This window comes from Flagellimonas sp. 2504JD4-2, from assembly GCF_053642935.1.
The window spans coordinates 63,875-84,410 of record NZ_JBSIOV010000005.1 but is presented as its reverse complement, the minus strand read 5'-3'; the positions used below and the strand labels follow the sequence as shown (position 1 = coordinate 84,410).

Annotated in this window: 15 protein-coding genes and 1 tRNA gene; 6 read left to right on the top strand and 10 right to left on the bottom strand. The window is 42.0% G+C overall.

Annotated elements, in window-relative coordinates; all coding sequences use genetic code 11:
* Window positions 1–292: 292 nt before the first annotated feature.
* Window positions 293–365 (bottom strand) — tRNA-Met (locus ACULLH_RS17300).
* 221 nt (window positions 366–586) lie between these two features.
* Between ACULLH_RS17300 and ACULLH_RS17295 the strand changes: the two genes are divergently transcribed.
* Together ACULLH_RS17295 and era are read left to right on the top strand one after the other, a co-directional pair.
* Window positions 587–1,954 (top strand): alanine/glycine:cation symporter family protein, encoded by a 1,368-nt coding sequence (locus ACULLH_RS17295; protein ID WP_454090013.1) that lies wholly within the window; start codon window positions 587–589, stop codon window positions 1,952–1,954.
* On the top strand, window positions 1,941–2,825 hold the full coding sequence (gene era / locus ACULLH_RS17290; protein WP_454090012.1) for a GTPase Era: 885 nt from the start codon (window positions 1,941–1,943) through the stop codon (window positions 2,823–2,825). The genes ACULLH_RS17295 and era overlap by 14 nt, the downstream gene beginning before the upstream one ends.
* Before the next feature lie 140 nt (window positions 2,826–2,965).
* Here era and ACULLH_RS17285 read toward each other — a convergent pair whose 3' ends face one another.
* Complete coding sequence (locus ACULLH_RS17285; RefSeq protein WP_454090011.1) at window positions 2,966–3,472, bottom strand: GTP-binding protein; 507 nt, start codon at window positions 3,470–3,472, stop codon at window positions 2,966–2,968.
* Between the two features lie 76 nt (window positions 3,473–3,548).
* On the opposite strand from ACULLH_RS17285, the gene der reads away from it, so the two are divergent.
* The gene (gene der, locus ACULLH_RS17280; protein ID WP_454090010.1) at window positions 3,549–4,850 is read left to right on the top strand and encodes a ribosome biogenesis GTPase Der; all 1,302 of its coding nucleotides are present in this window, start codon (window positions 3,549–3,551) and stop codon (window positions 4,848–4,850) included.
* 5 nt (window positions 4,851–4,855) lie between these two features.
* Here the strand turns inward: der and pbpC are convergent, their stop codons facing one another.
* Together pbpC and ACULLH_RS17270 are read right to left on the bottom strand one after the other, a co-directional pair.
* Window positions 4,856–7,225 (bottom strand): penicillin-binding protein 1C, encoded by a 2,370-nt coding sequence (gene pbpC / locus ACULLH_RS17275; protein ID WP_454090009.1) that lies wholly within the window; start codon window positions 7,223–7,225, stop codon window positions 4,856–4,858.
* An 8-nt stretch (window positions 7,226–7,233) separates the two neighbouring features.
* Window positions 7,234–12,789, bottom strand: coding sequence for an alpha-2-macroglobulin family protein (locus tag ACULLH_RS17270; RefSeq protein ID WP_454090008.1), 5,556 nt, complete (start codon window positions 12,787–12,789; stop codon window positions 7,234–7,236).
* Between the two features lie 184 nt (window positions 12,790–12,973).
* On the opposite strand from ACULLH_RS17270, the gene ACULLH_RS17265 reads away from it, so the two are divergent.
* The gene (locus ACULLH_RS17265; protein WP_454090007.1) at window positions 12,974–13,420 is read left to right on the top strand and encodes a nuclear transport factor 2 family protein; all 447 of its coding nucleotides are present in this window, start codon (window positions 12,974–12,976) and stop codon (window positions 13,418–13,420) included.
* Window positions 13,421–13,430: 10 nt separating this feature from the next.
* On the opposite strand, the gene ACULLH_RS17260 is transcribed toward ACULLH_RS17265, so the two are convergent.
* The 6 genes from ACULLH_RS17260 to ACULLH_RS17235 form a co-directional block, all read right to left on the bottom strand.
* Window positions 13,431–13,907 carry a hypothetical protein gene (locus ACULLH_RS17260; RefSeq protein ID WP_454090006.1) on the bottom strand — a complete coding sequence of 159 codons (477 nt, stop codon included), beginning with the start codon at window positions 13,905–13,907 and terminating at the stop codon, window positions 13,431–13,433.
* A gap of 73 nt (window positions 13,908–13,980) precedes the next feature.
* Window positions 13,981–14,775 (bottom strand): TPM domain-containing protein, encoded by a 795-nt coding sequence (locus ACULLH_RS17255; protein ID WP_454090005.1) that lies wholly within the window; start codon window positions 14,773–14,775, stop codon window positions 13,981–13,983.
* The gene (locus ACULLH_RS17250; protein WP_454090004.1) at window positions 14,756–15,193 is read right to left on the bottom strand and encodes a TPM domain-containing protein; all 438 of its coding nucleotides are present in this window, start codon (window positions 15,191–15,193) and stop codon (window positions 14,756–14,758) included. The genes ACULLH_RS17255 and ACULLH_RS17250 overlap by 20 nt, the downstream gene beginning before the upstream one ends.
* 2 nt (window positions 15,194–15,195) lie before the next feature.
* Window positions 15,196–15,819, bottom strand: a complete 624-nt coding sequence (locus ACULLH_RS17245; RefSeq protein ID WP_454090003.1) for a LemA family protein — start codon at window positions 15,817–15,819, stop codon at window positions 15,196–15,198.
* A gap of 18 nt (window positions 15,820–15,837) precedes the next feature.
* Window positions 15,838–16,167, bottom strand: a complete 330-nt coding sequence (locus ACULLH_RS17240; protein ID WP_454090002.1) for a MerR family transcriptional regulator — start codon at window positions 16,165–16,167, stop codon at window positions 15,838–15,840.
* On the bottom strand, window positions 16,167–17,144 hold the full coding sequence (locus ACULLH_RS17235; protein WP_454090001.1) for a M23 family metallopeptidase: 978 nt from the start codon (window positions 17,142–17,144) through the stop codon (window positions 16,167–16,169). Before ACULLH_RS17235 ends, ACULLH_RS17240 begins: the two co-directional genes overlap by 1 nt.
* Before the next feature lie 105 nt (window positions 17,145–17,249).
* Here ACULLH_RS17235 and alaS point away from each other — a divergent pair, with 105 nt between their 5' ends.
* Both alaS and ACULLH_RS17225 read left to right on the top strand, forming a co-directional pair.
* The gene (gene alaS / locus ACULLH_RS17230; RefSeq protein ID WP_454090000.1) at window positions 17,250–19,874 is read left to right on the top strand and encodes an alanine--tRNA ligase; all 2,625 of its coding nucleotides are present in this window, start codon (window positions 17,250–17,252) and stop codon (window positions 19,872–19,874) included.
* 2 nt (window positions 19,875–19,876) lie between these two features.
* Window positions 19,877–20,533, top strand: coding sequence for a hypothetical protein (locus ACULLH_RS17225; RefSeq protein WP_454089999.1), 657 nt, complete (start codon window positions 19,877–19,879; stop codon window positions 20,531–20,533).
* Window positions 20,534–20,536: the final 3 nt, after the last annotated feature.

Sequence of the window (20,536 nt, the reverse complement as noted above, 5' to 3'; positions counted from 1 at the left end):
AATAATAAAATACCCCATTCCAAATGGGTATAAGAGAATCGAGGTAAGTATATGGTTAGTGTTGTTAGTCCACCCTTTTATTGAACAGCCTACCTATATTGTTTGTGTGTCACACAGTATTTGAAGTACCTACTATCACCTAAGGTGAATTTATGGATGGCCGATATGGGTTGATGGAATTTGGGTGGGGGTCAAAGAGGTAAAAGGAGGAAGGTAAAGGATAAGGAGAGAATTCAGTTTGACAATGTCCTAAACAAAAAAGACCGAATACTTAAGTAATCGGTCTTCGTAGTAGCGGGAACAGGACTCGAACCTGTGACCTTCGGGTTATGAGCCCGACGAGCTACCTACTGCTCTATCCCGCGATGTATGTTTTAATCGGAATTTAAAACCCGATTTACTTGTTTTTCCTCTCCAGAAGTAAAGTAGGTACTTTATCCTGAGCCTAGTCGAAGGATACTGCTCTATCCCGCGATGTGGACGGCAAATATACAACCGTTTTTGGTTTATTTCCAAATAATAATCCATATTCACGAAATCCTTTTGGCCAAGTCCGGTTGAAATCCATAAATTCGGATTTTACTTTATGGAAGCTATCAACAACTTTTTATCCAACATGTTGCCCTATACCGAATGGGCTATGTTAATTCTTTTAATAGGAGGAGGAATATTCCTTGTTTTTCAATCCAAATTTTTACCATACCGATATTTTGGCCATGCCATAGCCATTACGGCAGGTAAACATGACAAAGAAGGAGCGAAAGGAGATGTGAGCCATCTTCAGGCCTTGTCCGCGGCGGTAGCTGCAACTGTGGGTCTAGGAAATATCTCAGGGGTGGCTATAGCTATTTACATGGGGGGTCCAGGAGTTGTGTTTTGGATTTGGATTACGGCATTGATCGGAATGTGTATAAAGTTTTATTCCTGTAGCCTTTCCATAATGTTTCGAGGAACTGATTCTGACGGTAAGTTGCAGGGTGGCCCCATGTTCTACATCACCCAGGGAATTGGGGAAAAAGCCAAGCCCTTGGCTACTTTTTTCTGTATTGCCGGTCTTTTCGGTTTTTTAGGTGTATTTACGGCCAATCAGTTTACCCAAACTTTTATGAATGTGGTGAATCCTAACGAAAACCTGGCATTGCTCGGAGATTTCAATTGGAAATTGATTGTTGGAATCATTTTAGCGGTAATTACTTCATTCGTCATTTTTGGAGGGTTAAAAAAAATAGCCAAAGTAGCTTCAGCCATAGTTCCCTTTATGGTTTTGGTCTACTTTATTGCTGTGTTAGTAGTAATGATGAATAATGCATCTGAGATTATACCATCCTTAAGACTAATTGTTACCGAGGCTTTTAACTTTGATACTATGGTCAAAGGTGGTTTTTGGGGATTGGTGATTTTGGGAGTGCGTCGTGCCATGTTTTCTAATGAGGCAGGATTGGGAAGTGCTCCTATGTACCATGGACAATCCAAGACCGATGAACCTGTCCAAGAAGGTTTGGTTGCGATGTTGGGCCCTTTTATCGATACGATCATTGTTTGTTCACTAACGGCTATTGTGATTATTTTAAGTGGTGCCTATTTGGAGGCGGAAAGCAACGGAATTTTAATGACACTGATTGCCTTCAAGAAATCTTTGTTCGGTTTTGGAGATGTGCTGCTTATGGTAATTGTAGCAGCCTTTGCTTTATCTACTTTGTTCACGTATTCCTATTACGGTGTAAAATGTCTTTCTTTTTTGACCAACGCCAAGATTGGTAAATACTATAATTGGTATTTTGTGGGCACCATCATTTTTGCGGCGGTGGCCTCGGTAGATTTGGTAATTAATCTCATTGACTTGGCATATGCGCTTATGGTAATCCCCAATATGATTGCAGTTTTGATTTTAGCACCAAAAGTGAACAAGGCAGCTAAGAAGTATTTTGAAAAAATGAAGCATGAAAAAGCATAAATCTGGATTCGTAAATATTATTGGCAATCCCAATGTGGGTAAATCCACACTGATGAACGCTTTTGTGGGGGAGAAGCTGTCCATTATCACTTCAAAAGCACAAACTACGAGGCACCGTATTTTGGGAATTGTGAACGGGGACGATTTTCAGGTAATCCTCTCGGACACCCCCGGGATCATAAAGCCGGCCTACGAACTACAAACATCCATGATGGATTTTGTGAAATCTGCCTTTGAAGATGCCGATGTGTTGGTTTATATGGTTGAAATTGGGGAAAAAGCATTGAAAGATGAGGCCTTTTTCAAGAAAATAGAGAACAGTGGAATACCTGTGTTGTTGCTCATTAATAAAATAGACACATCGGAACAGCAAGTGCTGGAAGAACAGATTCAGCACTGGCAAAACCTATTGCCTCAAGCCGAAATACATCCGATTTCCGCTTTGGAAAACTTTAATGTGAAAGAAGTGTTTGAGCGGATTCTGGAATTGCTTCCCGAAGGACCACCTTATTATCCCAAAGACCAATTGACCGATAAACCGGAACGCTTTTTTGTGAACGAGACCATTCGGGAAAAAATATTGCTGCACTACAAAAAGGAAATCCCTTATGCGGTGGAAGTGGAAACCGAAGAATTTATAGAAGACAAAGATATTATCCGCATCCGTTCGGTGATCATGGTAGAGCGAGATACGCAGAAGGGAATCATTATTGGCCACAAAGGGAGTGCCCTAAAGAGGGTTGGAGTGGAAGCTCGAAAAGACCTGGAAAAATTCTTTGACAAACAAGTACATATTGAACTCTATGTCAAAGTGAACAAAAACTGGCGAAGCAATGCCCGTCAACTTAGGCGTTTCGGGTATAACAATTAATAGCTTTTGTACAATTGATGGAATTTATGTCAATCCTTCTACTGCCTGTCCTCCGTACGAGACTTCGGAAGGCAGGAGCTCAGGATGACACTTCCAAGAATAAACATTTGTGAAAATTAGTGCGATTCGTGTCCGACAAATTATGATTGCATTGAAAAATCTGAAATCAGCTCCCTTAAACAGGTTTTAAGTTGGTCCATTTGAGGTTTCCCTTTGGATTTACCCATTCTTCCAAAGGCATAAAGTGCAAACCAAAGAATGACCAAAAGTACCATTCCGGCAATCCATAACTTAATATCCTTGCCCAGGGAATAGTTGGAATATGCGAAAGCCAAAAGAATCAAAAAAAGAGTGCCAACACCAAAATGCAGGAACATGAAAAAGGTCCAAAGGGTAGGATTGGGGCCAAAAACGCCATGGATTTTACTTATTCCTTTTTCAAAAGAGGTAAGCTCTAAATGCAACTGAGGAGTCCAAAAAGTAGTCTCCTTCTTGGTAAACCGGATGTAGATATGCTCATCCAAGCGTTTTATCAAGAACGGTTCTTTGGATGCATTGTCAAAGGCATGCTTTAGCCGCTCCAATTCGGTATTCAAAGACAGTTCGAACCGGGGGCGCAAAACAACCTCATTGGTAAGATCACTCATAAACGATTGACATTGATTAAAAAAGGTATCATTTTTTCTTCATAAATAGTGGTACTTTTGCCAAAATTTAATGCAGATGGGCGCTATTGTTGCCATTGTGGGAAGGCCTAACGTTGGGAAATCCACTTTTTTTAATCGATTGATACAACGTCGCGAAGCGATCGTTGATGCTGTGAGTGGGGTTACGCGTGACCGCCACTATGGAAAAAGTGATTGGAACGGGAAGGAGTTTTCAGTGATCGATACTGGCGGCTATGTCGTTGGTAGTGACGACATCTTTGAGCAAGAGATCGATAAACAGGTAGAATTGGCCATTGAGGAAGCGGATGCCATAATTTTTATGGTGGATGTGGAATCTGGGGTGACCGGAATGGATGAAGATGTATCAAGATTGCTTCGCAAAGTAGATAAGCCGGTGTTTTTGGCCGTCAACAAGGTCGATAATGCACCACGTGAGGCGGATGCAGTGGAATTTTACGCCTTGGGACTGGGGAATTACTATACGTTATCGAGCATTAATGGAAGTGGAACGGGAGAACTTTTGGATGCTTTGGTAGAAGTGCTTCCAGATGTTGAAGAAGAGGAAAGTGAACTTCCACGATTTGCGGTGGTCGGTAGGCCTAACGCTGGGAAATCATCCTTTATTAATGCGCTAATTGGAGAAGACCGTTACATTGTTACCGATATCGCTGGAACTACCCGCGATAGTATCGATACCAAATACAATAGATTTGGATTTGAATTCAATTTGGTGGATACCGCTGGAATTCGAAGAAAGGCCAAGGTAAAGGAAGATTTGGAATTTTACTCGGTAATGCGTTCCGTCCGGGCCATTGAACACTGCGATGTCTGTATTTTGTTGTTGGATGCCACCCGCGGATTTGATGGACAAGTACAGAATATTTTTTGGCTGGCACAACGAAACAACAAGGGTGTTGTCATCTTGGTGAACAAATGGGATTTGGTTGAAAAAGAGACCAATTCGGTAAAAGAGTATACCCAAAAAATTAAAAAGGTCATTGAGCCCTTTGATGACGTGCCCATCCTTTTTGTTTCTGTATTGACCAAGCAGCGTATCTTCAAGGCGATAGAAACTGCAGTTGAGGTCTATAAGAACCGTTCAAAAAAGATTGTGACACGAAAGCTGAACGATGTGATGCTACCCATCATAGAGCACACTCCACCGCCGGCCTATAAGGGTAAATTCGTAAAAATCAAGTTCTGTACGCAGCTTCCAACTCCTTATCCACAATTTGCTTTTTTCTGCAACCTACCGCAATATGTAAGGGATCCGTATAAACGGTTTATGGAAAACAAGCTTCGCGAAAACTTTGATTTTAGCGGTGTTCCGATTACCATTTTTATGCGGAAGAAATAAGGGCCTCAGTTTTCAGAAGCCATTTGTACATTTAAGCTCTGCTGTACCCTATTACCTTCGTTATCCACTGAGGTAAGAACATACTGCCCAATAGATGTCTCAAAAATCAGTTCATGGAAATTGGTCGTGGAGCCGATATAGGTTTCATCCAAATACCAATGTACTGTACTTTCAGACTGTTGATGTGCCAATTTAAAGACAACCTCTTTGGAGGTCTTGCCCAAATCCTTGGGAAGCAGTATTTCTTCGTTTTTCTTTGGATAAACAAATTCCATTAAGGTACGCTCCTCCGCATAACATCCTTCTAAAAAAGAAGGCATGTTTTTATAGTTGGGGTGGGAATTGGAATAATAATGCTCCACCACCGTGGGCAAACTGAACCAATTGGTATGGACCATATCTTCCAGGGGATAACATTCCGAATTCACCCTAAATTGCTCTTCTTTATCTAAAAAAATGGGATGGTGATACGGACATTGTCCACTTTTGGCACCGTTCACAGGCTGAAATTCTTTTGATATTGTTTCACAAAATGCAGAAGCTCTAAACCCGCTTTCCTTGCAAGTTTCCAAGGCTACCAGGTCGTCATAGGGTTCTTGAAACCATCCACTTTGGGGCAATAGGTCCAAAACATCAAAAAGAACCGGAGCGGCCGCTGTGATTCCTACAAGGCCGGGCCTACCTTCTCCGTCCGCATTACCCGCCCATATGCCAATAGCGTACTTTGGGGTCACTCCAACGGCCCAAGCGTCTTTAAATCCGAAGCTGGTTCCCGTTTTCCAGGCAATTGGTTGGGATGAATCAAAAAAATGCCAGTTTTCGTCTCCTTCGGGTCGATTTACTTCCTGCAACGATTTAAAAGTATGGTAAAGCGACCCAGCATTTAGTACTGGAGACTCAAACTGCTGTGGACCAAAATCAATCTCATAGTCCTCTAAATATGATGGTTCCACAAACTCGTTGGCTCGATAGGTACTCGAGTTGGATACAAAGTGATTTAATGTGGATGCTGCTGAGGCGTAGGTTTTGGTGATATCCCATAAAGAGCTTTCGGCACCCCCTAATATCAGGGATAATCCGTAATAGCTTGAAGGTTTGTCCAGCGAACCCAAGTCCATTTTATGTAGCTTATTATAGAATTTTTGAAGTCCGAATTGTCTTAGTAATCGAACGGCAGGCACATTAAGGGAGCGTGAAAGTGCCCTACTGGCGGGGACAGCCCCTGCATATTTTTTGTTGAAGTTTTTCGGATTGTATCCATTGATTACTGTGGGAATGTCTTTGACCAAACTGTTCGGCAACAATAGCCCCTCGTGCATCAAAGAAGCAAACAAAAATGGCTTTAACGTACTTCCGGTACTTCTGTTTTTGGTGATGATATCCACATAGTTGCCATGCGCCTCCGCAGTGGGGGAATTACCCACATAACAAAGTACTTTTCTAGTTTCCACATCCAAAACTAAAATGGATAAATTGTGGATTTCATTGCTTTTTAGTCGATTGTAATGGCGTTCTGCCACAATATTGGCTTGTTGCTGCAAATGCCTATCCACGGAGGTCTTTATCCGCTTGCCAGTGTGCTCCTTTTTTATCCGTTCGGTCAGATGTGATGCGATATTGGGCAAAACTTTGGGTTTTTGGGGTAAAGGCTCCAAAATGGCCAGTTGGTAAGTTGTTTGATCAATAAATTCCTTATCCAATAGTTTTTTCAAAAGACGATTGCGCTTTTCCATCAAAGTTTGTTCATTCCGTCCAGGAAAAATCAAAGATGGTGCGTTGGGCAATACGGCAAGCGTAGCGGATTGCCCCCAACTCAACTCATGCGCGGGAATCCCAAAATAACGCCATGAAGCAGTCTCCAACCCGACCACATTTCCACCATAGGGTGTGTATGTCGCATACAACTTTAGAATCTCGTCCTTGGAGTATCTGGCTTCCAATCGGGTGGCCATCAAAAGTTCGATGCTTTTTTCAAAATAGGTTCGCGGTCTATTTTTTCTGCTCAAACGAACCACCTGCTGTGTGATAGTGCTACCTCCTCTTCGGGTTTTTTTGGTGAGGTTATGCTTTATGGCATTGAAAATGGAAATGGGATTGAACCCGGGATGTTTGTAAAAATATTCATCTTCAAACAGCAATACACATTGTTTGAACCGTTTGGGGATCGAATCCATTTGCGGAAATCGCCATTGACCATCATCCGCAATACGGGCACCTATCAAAACACCATCAGAACTTGTGACCACAGTAGAGGTTGGAGCCTCAAACATTACTTTCGGCAAACAGAACAGCCATATTAAAAAGAAAAGAAGCAAGACCGAAAGTTTGACCTTATGTCTTTGAATACTTCTTTTTAATACCATGACCCGCTTCATCTATAATCCTATTGAACCACTGAAATCCACTTTCCTTTGTTTCTTGCTTTGTAATTATCATCGTACATCGCCTCAACCTGTGACCCGGGTAAATAATAATCCCCCAAGAAAGAAGCATTGAGCTTTACAGTGAAGGTCTTGGACTTTTTGGCACCCAAATCAAAATAGAAATGGGTACGGTCATCACGCACATCAATATGCTCAGCTTTACTCGAATTGGGATCGCTGGTTCCTGCATAGGAAGTATTTACGATTTCCCATCCACTAGGAACAATTTGCGTCAAGGCCAAGTTGTCAATATAATCATTGGTGCTATTGAAAACAGTAATGTTAGCCTGTAGTTCTGTGCCCTGCCTAAGTTGCGTGACATCAATGTTATTTCCAATAGCATCTGAATACGCAACGGATAATCGGAGATTTTGCTCCTGGGCCAACTCCTGTCCGACCGGAAGTTTCCCACTTTGAACCAGTGTGGCATAAATGATATTGTTTTGATTGTTTTTGACCTGAATCTCCTCTTTCAAGGCTGAAATCACAAGACTACGTTGCGCGATGGCCCTATCTGATTTTACCACAATGTTCTTTCCATTATTGGTGTACGTTAGGTCTAGGGATTTACCACCACTTTTGGCTACCATTTTGGCCATGGCCAGCAAGGCATAAGCGGTTTCTTGCGTACTATACCATCGTTGCGAGGATAGATTTTTCGCCAGAGAAACAGCTAGATCCCGTTGTTGGGGGTCATCTAAAATTACCAGGGTTTCCAAAGCCATTGCCCGATTCCTGAATACAGAACCATAGGTCCGATAGTTATAGGAATTTGGTGCAAAATTGATGTTGGCAATTTGAATCAACTCCTTGGCCACTTCTTTTTTACCAATAAGTGCGTAAGATGCTGCCAATCTCCATTTCGCTTCGTTGCTTAGGTTGTTTGCTTCACGAAGACGATTCATGGCTGCTAATTCAGGCTGTTGTGCCAAGGCCAAGGTGTACAAGCGGTATGCTTGGGCAATATCATCATTGTAATAGGTTTGCTGATTGCTCCATTGTTGTGCCGCATTCTTTTGATAGCGCAGCCAATTGCTCAAAAAGGTCAAAGGCAATTGATACCCTTTTTGTTTGGCTTCCAGCATAAAATGACCTGCATAAGAAGTTCCCCAGTCATCTGTGCGACTATAGCCAGGCCAGTAGCTCAATCCACCGCTTGAAGTTTGGAAATTATTCAATCTTTTTATCGCCGCTTTGATGTTTTTTTCGGCCTCTTTTTTCTTTTCGAAGGTGATATCAAGTACATCATCCAAAAATAACTGGGGGAAGGCCGAAGATGTCGTTTGTTCGACACAGCCATGAGGATATCTCAGAAGATATTCCATGCGTTTGGAAAAATCCATGGGCGGAAGCGTTGAAAACTCGATAGTGGCCGTATTGGTGCCCGAAGTACCAAATGTTTCCATGGAAATAGCTTGTGATTGATTGGCACCTAAAGTGTATAAAGTACTCTTTGTTGTAATGGGATTGGGATTTTCCACATCGATTTCAATCTCATTGCTTGCTTTTTCCCCAGCACCCGATGCGGTTACTTTTATGGTTTGAAAGGACCTGGTCGGATTCACCTTAAAATCAAAATTCACTATTTGTTCCCCAACAGCATTGAAAACGATATTTTTTGAAGTTGCCCCCAAGGGCTCCAAAGCTTTACCAGCATCAATGGAAACGGTTACATTTTTCACCTTTTTTTCCATGGCGAATACCGTGACCGGAATGGTTACTTTTTCACCAGGAGATAGTTTTCTGGGCAAAGAGGTCAAAACCATCAATGGTTTTCGCACAGGGGTTGCTTTTTCAGCATTGCCATAGGCGCTGTTCTGATTTCCGGCAATCAACATCGTTCGGACAGAACCTACATAATTAGGCATATTGACAGTATGGGACGCTTTTTCACCAGCTTTCAAATAAAACGGGCCTAAGTAAGTGACAACGGGCTTAAAACGCTGTGCTTTTCTGTTTTTGGCCCCTTCACCGATACCACCACCACCGATTTCGTAGATGTTGTCAACGCTTACGGAATAAGCGCCCATGACATCATCAAAAATGTCGAAAGTCTTTACTCCCAGCGCCTGTCTCGCGTAAAAAGCGTTATGGATATCAGGCGTTTTGAATCGCGTTAGATCTAACAAGCCTTCATCTACCACTGCCAAAGAATAGGTCATGGGTTTGTTGTTGGTTTCTGAAACATTGACCTTAAACGAAGTTTCGAGTTGTAATACATCGGGCATTTGAAGTTTTGGATTCAAGTGGGTTGCAGGATTTTCTATCAGCAATGGCACCACTCCGTACAAACGGATAGGAAGGTCATTCGCTACTTGCCCATGGGGTTGTAACAGTGAAATATTGATGTAGACATTGGGTGCCATCTCGGCGTTGATAGGAACTTTGGCTATGGTTTCTTTTGCCGAGGTTTCAATCCATTGTTGAGATAATACTTCGGAACCATTTTCGATACTCAAAAGCGCTCTACCGCCTCTATCCGAAGGAAAGGTGATTACCGCCTCCTCTCCCAAAGCGTATTTTTCCTTATCCGCAGAAAAAACCAAAATCTTAGAACTTTCTGAATCCCCCGAAGCGGGCCTTCTCCACCAATTACGATAGAAATAAGCCGTACGCCCCGTGGCATGACCGGAGACTTCATCGATAACCCGAATCAAGAAACGTCCGCCATCATCATCCGGAATGTTTACACTAAAATTACCCTTTCCATTGTTGCCGGTGATAACGGACAGTTCCTTATAGGGTCTATGCACGGTGGCATTTTCATATCGAGAGAGATTGTCACGACCTCGATTCCACCACCAGCGCCATTCAATCTTAAAGAGCTGCACTTTTAATTTGCGATTGCCAACGGGTTTGCCATCCGCATTCACGCTCGCCACATCAAATTCGGTATTTGCGTCCGTCAAAAACGAGCCATAACGGTGCGCTTTTGGGGAACGAAGTCCGACAAAATGCGAAAAAGGAGCCAATTTTTTGGAGAATACATCAATGGAGAAATCACCCCCACCTTCAAAAACCTTTGTGGTAAATGTAGCTTGGAGCATTCCAGGGGCATTTCCGTTGATATTTATTTTTTCATTGATGTTGAGTACCCCATTTCCATCCAATTTGGATTGAATGAATTGATTTTCTATCTCATTGAACGTGCGAACCGGGTCTTGGAACGTATAATCCTTAAATTTTGGGAAGGCGGCTGAGGCACTTTGTATTTTGGCGTTGATATCAATCTTAAGATTACGGGCGGGAGCGCCATGTAGCCATTGGACTTGGGCTTTGCCTATATTGTTTTTGTTTGCCTTTAATATTTCATCCTCAAAAGAGAAATCTACCTTGAGTCTATTCGGTTTTATAGTGGCAATTTTTAGACTTTTATGATATTCCGCGCCGCCCACAATAATCTTGGCATTCCAAGTCCCAGTCGGTGCCTCAGGTTTGGTAGGTATGGGGAAATAATAAAAAGCCTTTTCCTTTTTGGCATACAATCCATCCTCAATGTGCAAGGAACCTCCTTTTAATACATTTCTTTGAACCAATTTACCTCTGGCATCACTTACTTCCAACGTTACGGGATGGCCATCTGGAATAGGGTTGTTTTTATCGTCCAAAACAAAGGTCAAATGGACGGTGTCGCCTGGACGATGTACACCTCGTTCCGTATAGATAAATCCTTGCAGACCATTTTGCAAAGTTTCACCGGAGACGTCAAACTTGCTTAACGAAAGCGCATTTCCATCGGCTAGTTTTGCATAAGCGAAATGGTTGTTTTTTTCCGCCACCGCGAAAGCAATCTGTTTTTCACCATCGTAGATGCCAAATCCGGAGGCGTCTGTGGTAATTTCACCCAATAACTGTTGTTGATAGTTGTACAATTTGATGTTCGTATCGGCCTCTGGTTTGGTGGTAAGCAGATTGGTCGCTGCAAAATGATAGGAGCGATTGTTTCCTTTTTTTACGATTAATCCCAAGTCGCTTCCCAATAAATTTGTAGTGACAATACGGTTGTCGTTGTAATAGGCTTGATGACATGGATTATCCCTTTCCTCCCAGTTCCAATCGTAATTTCTCCAATTGTATATTTCATTGTCCCAGTAGCGCTCTTCCAGAGTCTCGTCTTGGGCGGTAAAGCCAATATCTTCTGCAATTTCTTTGGATTCCTCAATTGCTCCGCAATCGTAATTGGTGTGTTCCTTTTTAAAACTGAACTCAACCCGATACAAGGATCCTGGATTCACTTTGATCAATTCGGAAAGGTCTAAGGCATGCGCCTTCCAGTAGCTTGTGTTTTCATCACCTTGTTTAGAAAGAGGAATCACTTTATAGGCTACTCTTCTACCCACAGTTCTGAGGTCAGAGTTGTATTCTTGGGTGAGATTGTTCGCTTGAAGAAATTGCAACATGTTGTTCTCAAAAACTTGAATCACCCGGACTTCCACAGCGGAAAGATTTACAGTTTCAAAATATATTGGGGTTGAACTTGCATTGGGCAAGATGGTTCCCTTGGAGATTAACCTCACGGAAGGCTTTAGTTGTTCAAAGGATACCAATTCTGAAAATGGTTTTTTAAGGGTGAAGCCATATTCACTTTTTATCCCCTCGAAAACGGTGACTTTCACCTCACCCAAAATCCGATTGGAGGGATATACCTTAAGCAGATTTCCATCAATTTCATAACGGAGATTTTGTGCATTTTCTATGGTAACAAGACCTTTTAGGTTTTGATTTTGTTTTAGCGGCTCCGAAAAATTAAGGGTCAGGGCAGCGTTAGGTGCCGATGCGGTTTTTGCATCCACCACCACAAATTTGTTCAGCCCGGGAATTGGATATTTTTCCTCCCCTTGGTTATCGATACCGAAGTCTTTTCCATTCCATCGAATAGTTAATTCGCTATCCTCCGTTTTGCGTTGGATACTGTCGATTTTAAAGCTGAAATATTGGGCGTTTTCCGAGCTATTGTCCCATTTGACCGGAATTTCCTTTGCTCCCTGCCTAACGGAAATAATACCCTTAATCTTTGAAGCATCCATAATGTCCGAAGCATTCAAAGTTCCCGATAGATACTGCCAATCTTTGCTGTAGGATTGCAGATTGCCCAAATTGATTTTGAAGTTCGGAGCTATCGTTTTAAAGCTAAAGGCGTATTTTTTGAAATCACGGTCGATATCCTCAAAAAGCTTGTTTAAAGCCAAATCCACTACATATTCGGTGTCGGATTTTAAATATTCCGATGGTTGAAAAACAAGTTCTCTTCCGTTTTCGATGGACAGTTTTCCATCGACCTTTGGAGAAATTTTTAAGTATTCCGAAGGAAGCTCTTGCGTAAGCTCGAATTGACTTAGTTGTTTGGCAAGAACAATGGTAATCGGAGTGGAAATACTTTGATTACCATGTGTGTGGTAGCTGATATAATCCTTGAACTTGAATAAGTTATCAGTTTCTGTTGAGGGGGCCTTTTTTTTACAGGAAACCGAAAAAATAATCAGGAAAAAAAATAGAATTCTTAACGAACGGAACATATCAAAAATGGAATATAATTAGACTGTGACTTAACCACAGACAAGATAGCTTAAAAATGGATTGAGGGGGCTAGCGAGTATATAAACTACTCGTATAGATTTACGGATGGTTTTTATATGCTGGATTGAACCTTATGAAATATTTATGATTTGAAAATAAATCTCCGGTTTTAAAATTGATAAATTGAAAGCACTAACAACAAAAAACTTTACAGCCATGATGCGCAATCTTCTCTTATTTTTCTTTGTAGCAAGTGTTTCTTGCACTGTAAATGCCCAAGAATCGGATTATCAATTGATAGAGAAAACCCTAAATTATTATATGGAGGGTGGTTCAAACCGGGATTTTGATACCCTTAAAAAGGCCTTTCACGATACGGCGACCATGAAGTACGTAACAGAAGAAGGGTACAAAGAAGTCAACGCCCTTGAGTTTTTCAGTGGGATGAAAAAAGGAGATAGGATTGATAGGGCCAACCGTATAGCCGAGATCACGGTTTCTGGTCATGCCGCCAATGCCAGATTGGAGCTGGAATACAAGGATTTCACATTCGTAGACTTTATGAATCTGCTAAAGATTGATGGAGAGTGGAAAATCGTAAATAAGATTTTCTACAAGAGGGTGGATTGATCCTTGCTTACTAAGGAATAAAAACCGTAACCGCAATGGGAAGAACACCACTGTTCGAGAATTCTCCAGTAATTCCTGTTAGGGATGCATCATCAACCCCTGTGTAGGGGCCGCAACAGTCACTTCCTCCTCCATCAAAAGTGGTTAGGCTAAAATTGAACAGCGGTATGTCTCCAAGTCGTATTTGGTAGGTTTGTTCCCCAATCGACTCGTTTTGTAGGTCGATTACCAAAAGATCTTGGTTTTCAAAATCTTTTTGCAATTCAAAATCCACAGCATTCGTGTTGGCATCCAAAATCGATATTTGGGAAGCTTGGTAGGTGCCGTTGGTGATGACATTTGCTCCATTTTCATTGTCGATAAATTCGATATAGATTGAATTGTCCACGGTTAAACAGTCCACCAAGGAACAATCCGGATCATCTTCTGAGCAGCAAAAAGCGGCACAGAGTAATATCGAGGAAAAAATCAGTTTTTTTAATAGCATGGGAGTGTTTTTTTGTTGAAGATGGTAGAATCGAACCAGCGTTGCGTCGAAACCAAAAACTTAGGACAGCAGGTTACCAACCCCCAGAGGCGCCTCCGCCACCAAATCCGCCTCCGCCAAATCCGCCTCCGAATCCACCAGAACCAAACCCTCCACCACCGAAACCACCCCCGGAGGAGCGGGAGCTACGCCCCATATTGCTTAGGATGATCATATCCCAAATATCCATTCCTGAATTTCGGCCTCCGCGACCACCTCTATTGTTGCGGTTGTTTTTTCGACCTCTTGCAAGGATGATCAGAATGATGATGAAAATGATAAATGGCAGCAATGATTTAATGGAAAACCTAGGGTCGTTTCCAAAACTGCGTTCTTCCTTAAACTCTCCAGTTAAGACTTGAAATATAGCATCAGCTCCTTTATTGAGACCCCCGTAGTAATCACCTCTTTTAAATTCCGGAATAATTACGGATTCGATAATGCGTTTCGACATGAAATCGGTCAAAGCGCCTTCAACCCCATAGCCGGTGTTAATGGCTATTCTTCGGTCATCCCTAGCTAAAAGTACAAGCACACCATTGTCCTTGTTTGCTTGTCCAATTCCCCATTTTTGGCCCCATTGAGCACCGAGAAAGTTGATGTTCTCACCTTCAGTGGAAGCAATAATGGCTACAACTATCTGTGTAGAGGTACTATCGGAATAGCTGATGAGTTTTTGCTCCAAAGCTTTGCTTTGAGAAGCTGGTAACAGGTTTATATAGTCGTAAACACTAGTTTGCTTTTGTGGTTTTTCAGGAATAGTGAATTGCCCCCAAGAAAGAGAAATGCATAAAAACGCGAATAAAAAACTAACCTTTGGATATGGCATCGCTCAATTCATTGGTATCGTTATGATCCCATGGAAAATGGGCTTCCAGTTCCTTGCCGGCCATCAATACACCTTCAACAATACCTTGCTTAAAGTTCCCTTCTTTAAAATGGGAGGAAATTACATCTTTGGTACTGTTCCAAAATCCTTTGGGAACAGCTCTATCAATTCCGGTATCGCCATATATGACAAACTTTTTGTCATCAACGGCCACATAGAGCAAAACTCCATTTTCATCTTTGGTGTTGTCCATTTTCAAAAAGTGGAAGACCTGCTGGGCTCTGCTGAAATGGTCCATTTTGGCGGTTGCTTCGATATGCACTCGAATCTCACCTGAAGTGTTCTTCTCAGCTTCTAAAATGGCATTGATAATTTCTCCCTCCTCTTCGGCGGTCAAAAATTCCTCTACGTGCGACATGTTTAATTGAAATCAAAATTTACATCTGTTGCATTTTCTGCGCCTGGATCGGATTTAAAACGTGGCATCTCTTCAAAACCGAACCATCCTGCAAACAATTTCCCAGGAAATTTAGAGATGTATTTATCGTAAATATTTACTGACTCATTATAGCGATTTCTTGCTACGTTTATTCTATTCTCAGTACCTTCCAATTGCGATTGCAATTCCAAAAAGTTTTGGTTTGTCTTGAGCTCTGGGTAGCGTTCCACCGTCACAAGTAATCTGGAAAGGGCGGAAGAAAGACCCGTTTGTGCCTGTTGAAACTCAGCTAGCTGTTGTGCATTAATATTATTGGCATCAATGGTAGTGGAAGTAGCTTTGGCACGTGCCTCGATGACTTCCTTGAGTGTATTTCTTTCAAAATCAGCTGCACCTTGAACAGTTTTGACCAAATTGCCTATTAAGTCGCTTCGACGTTGGTACGAACTCTCTACATTGGCCCAAGCAGTTTCCGCATCTGCTTGATATTCCACTGCTGTGTTATTAAAAGTAAAGGCATATAGAGCTCCTGCAGCTGCTATTACGACAATGGCTATTATCGAAATTCCAGCACAGCCAAGCCCTGCGAAGATTCCTTTTTTCATTTTCTATGGATTTAGTGTTTATAGTTGTTCTTTGATTTTTAAAAGTTCAGCCTTTACCATTTGTAGTTTTTGTATGACCTCAAAATTGGAAAGTGCCTTTTGTTTTTCTTCTTTCAAATGGATTTTGGCCCCTTCAAGGGTAAAGCCCCTTTCTTTGACCAAATGGTAGATAAACTGAAGGTTTTTTACGTCCTGAGGGGTGAACTTTCGGTTGCCCTTGGCATTTTTTTTGGGTTGAAGCACATCAAATTCCTTTTCCCAAAAGCGAATCAGAGAGGTATTCACCCCAAAGGCCTTGGCCACTTCGCCAATGCCATAATATCGCTTTTCCGGAAGATCTATGTGCATTAATCCAAGGATTGATTCTCTTGATTGGCGAATTTGAGCATATTTTCAAACTCTTCCGCCGTCAAACTTCCATAGTAGAAGTTAATGGGGTTGATGCGTTCATCGTCCTTAAACACTTCGTAATGCAAATGGGGAGCCTCTGAGCGCCCTGTGTTGCCCACAAAACCTATCAGATCTCCACGTTTTACTTTTTGACCTTTGGTCACATTGTATTTGCTCAAGTGGGCATATAAGGACATATAGCCGTACCCGTGATCAATTCGTATATGTTTTCCGTATCCCGAGGAGCGATTATCGGCCCGTTTTACAACACCATCCCCAGTTGCATAGATGGGAACCCCTCGAGGAGCAGTGAAATCCATTCCCCAGTGGAATTTACGTGCCTTGGTAAAAGGATCCGAACGCCATCCATAACCTGAGGCCATGCGGGTCAAATCCTCATTTCTAACAGGTTGGATTGCAGGAATGGAAGCCAAAAGCTTCTCTTTTTCCTCGGCCAATTTGGCGATTTCATCCAAAGATTTGGATTGGATAACCATCTGTTTCTGGATAATGTCCAATCGCTGGGCAGCGTTGATAACGATTTCTGAATTATTGAAACCCTCTAGGGATTTATATCGATTGACCCCTCCAAAACCTGCCCTACGTTGTTCTTCGGGAATGGGGTTGGCTTCAAAATAGAGGCGGTATATATTATTGTCACGATCTTCAATATTGGTCAAAACCTGCTCCATTTGCTCCATTTTTTTGGTCAGTATCTCAAATTGGAGCTCATAATTGCGTACTTCCCGATCTAAAGAAAGCTCTTTGGGAGTGTTCAATAGATTGGTGTTCAGCAACAGTATAAGGCCAAGGAACCCAAATAGGGCGGCACCCACAATAAAAAAGAAAAGATTCCGGTACTTTTTGGATTTTTTGGGCTCTATCTTTCGATAGGACAGCGTATCGGGATCGTAATAGTACTTAACTTTAGACATGAAGGGATTTTATCCTATTTTTGCGCATTCTTTTTTAAGAAAACAAACAAATATAAAAATTGTTTTCCGTAAAGTGTTAAATTTAATAAAACCCTAGCAAATTCAATGACATCCCAAGAAGTCAGATCCCAGTTTTTAAACTTTTTCAAAGGGAAGGAACACAAAATTGTTCCATCCGCGCCCATGGTGATGAAAGATGATCCTACTTTGATGTTCACCAATGCCGGAATGAACCAGTTTAAGGAATTTTTCTTAGGGAATTCAATATCCAGCTCCAAAAGGGTAACAGACACACAAAAATGCCTTCGTGTAAGTGGAAAGCACAATGATTTGGAGGAGGTTGGTAAGGATACCTACCACCATACCATGTTTGAGATGTTGGGCAATTGGAGTTTTGGGGATTATTTTAAGAAGGAAGCCATTCAATGGGCTTGGGAATTATTGACCAAGGTCTATAAGATTGATAAGGACAGCCTTTATGTTTCCGTTTTTGAAGGAAGTGATGATGCGGATAATCTTGAAATGGATAAGGAAGCCTTTGACCTCTGGAAGGCTATAGTGCCCGAGGACCGAATTATCATGGGCAATAAAAAGGACAATTTTTGGGAGATGGGAGACCAGGGTCCCTGTGGTCCTTGTTCAGAAATCCATGTTGATATCCGATCTGCCGAGGAAAAAGCAAAGGTTTCCGGAGCATCATTGGTGAACCAAGATCATCCCCAAGTGGTTGAAATTTGGAATCTGGTTTTTATGCAATACAATAGGAAAGCCAACGGATCTTTGGAGAGCCTTCCAGAAAAGCATGTGGATACTGGAATGGGCTTTGAACGCCTTTGTATGGTTTTGCAAGGCGTACAATCCAACTATGATACGGATATTTTTACCCCTCTTATTCGGGAGGTAGAAACCATTACCGGTCATAAATATGGAAAGGATGAACAGACCGATATTGCTATCCGCGTGGTGGCTGATCATATTCGGGCTGTGGCTTTTTCCATAGCTGACGGTCAATTGCCGAGCAATAATGGTGCGGGATACGTTATCCGAAGGATACTAAGACGGGCAATCCGATATGGGTTTACCTTTTTAGATACCAAGAAACCTTTTATCTATAGATTGGTAAAGGTTCTTGGCGAAAACATGGGTAAAGCTTTCCCAGAGCTAAGGGAGCAATATCAGTTGATCGAGAATGTGGTCAAAGAGGAAGAAAATTCCTTTCTGAGTACTCTCGAACAGGGATTGGTGCTTCTAGATTCTGTCATTAAATCAACCAAAGGAAAGACCATAGAAGGAGAAAAAGCATTTGAGCTATACGATACTTTCGGGTTCCCAATTGACCTTACTTCCCTGATTTTAGAGGAAAAAGGATATCAATTGGATGTTGAGGGCTTTGAAAAGGCCCTAAAGGCCCAAAAAGATCGCTCCAGAGCTGCTTCGGAAGTGTCAAAAGATGATTGGACCGTTCTACTGGAAGATTCAGAACAGGAGTTTATTGGGTACGATAGCCTTGAGGCCGATGTGAAATTGGTCAAATATCGCAAGGTAAGTAGTAAAAAGGGCGGAGATCAATATCAAATGGTCTTTAATTTGACCCCATTTTACGCTGAAGGCGGCGGACAGGTTGGAGACAAAGGTTATTTGGAAGTTTCCAATGGTGATGTGATCTATATCATCGATACAAAAAGAGAGAACAACGAGATTGTCCATTTCACAGAGAATCTACCCAAGGATGTTTCAGGGACGTTTAAAGCCGTGGTGGACAAGAAACAACGTCAACGCACAGCTAGTAATCATACCGCAACGCATTTATTGCACCAAGCACTTCGAGAAGTTTTGGGATCCCATGTGGAACAAAAGGGTTCTGCAGTGCATTCCAAGCATCTTCGATTTGACTTTTCCCACTTTTCCAAATTGACCGTCGAAGAACTTCGTGATGTGGAAAACTTTGTCAATGCTCGAATCGAAGGGCAACTTCCATTTGAGGAAAATCGGAATATTCCCATTGACGAGGCTATGAAACAAGGGGCTCTGGCCCTGTTCGGTGAAAAATATGGCGATACCGTACGGACAGTCCGCTTTGGGCAGTCTGTAGAATTGTGTGGAGGAACGCACGTGAAGAACACAGCGGATATTTGGCACTTTAAGATCATATCCGAAGGAGCTGTGGCAGCTGGAATCCGTAGGATTGAGGCCATTACCTCGGATGCCGTAAAGGAATTCTATTTTAAGAACAACCGAATGCTGTTCGAAATCAGGGATCTGTTGAACAAAGCACAAGATCCTGTAAAAGCTGTTGAAGGTTTACAGGAGGAAAACGCGGCTTTAAAAAAGCAGGTTGAGCAATTGTTGAAACAGAAGGCAAAAGGACTTAAAAACGACTTGATTTCCGAATTGGAAGAGGTCAATGGAGTTCAATTTTTGGCCAAAAAGGTCGATTTGGACGCTTCCGGTATCAAAGATTTAGCTTTTGAGATTGGCGGTCAGGTGCCCAACTTATTCCTTTTGTTGGGGGCCGAAAATGATGGAAAAGCCTTGTTGTCTTGTTACATTTCAAAAGAAATGGCGTCAAACAAGGGATTAAATGCTGGCAACATTGTCCGTGAGCTGGGTAAATATATTAAAGGCGGTGGAGGTGGACAGCCCTTCTTTGCGACCGCAGGAGGTAAAAACCCTTCTGGGATTACGGAGGCATTAAAAAATGCCCGTGAGTTTGTTGCCGCAGCAAACTAATTATGCGATTCTTCAAGCTAAAAAGTTTTAACTGGAAATACATTGTCGGGGAGATATTGCTTCTTTTCGTTGGAATCAACCTTGCCATCTGGTTCAATGATTGGAACGAGTCCAAAATCATTCAGAAGGATAAGGAGATTGCCCTGACCAAAATCAAAGGAGAAATAGAAGCCAACCTGAACGAACTGGTCACGAACAGGGCTTTAAACCAACGAATACCTTCGTTTTATAGGGAGTTGGACAGTTTAAAAAGCAAAGAAGGAGCCTTGGTGCTTTCTCCCGGAGGAATGTCCAGGTTTGTAGAAAAGTATCCTGAGTATTTTGTAAAGGTTGATTCTGTTGCTGTTGGCGATGGGCTTTATCGATACCAAGGTGACACTTTTTTGAATCTTGAAATCAGTGATTTAAGCAGTATTGCCTGGGATATCTCAAAATCCACTGGAATATTTCACGAATTTGGATACGATTGCCTCTATGAGCTACAAGGAATGTACTATACCCAGGATTTGGTCAGAAATGAGTTCAAAAATGCTACGGAGGCGCTAAGAAATCGTGCTATAGATGACTTGGTCCGGATTATTGGTATTTTAAGTCAATTGGAAGGGCAGTTGGAAAGCCAATACAAGGATATGATCATCAATATAGATAATTGTAAGTAAGGC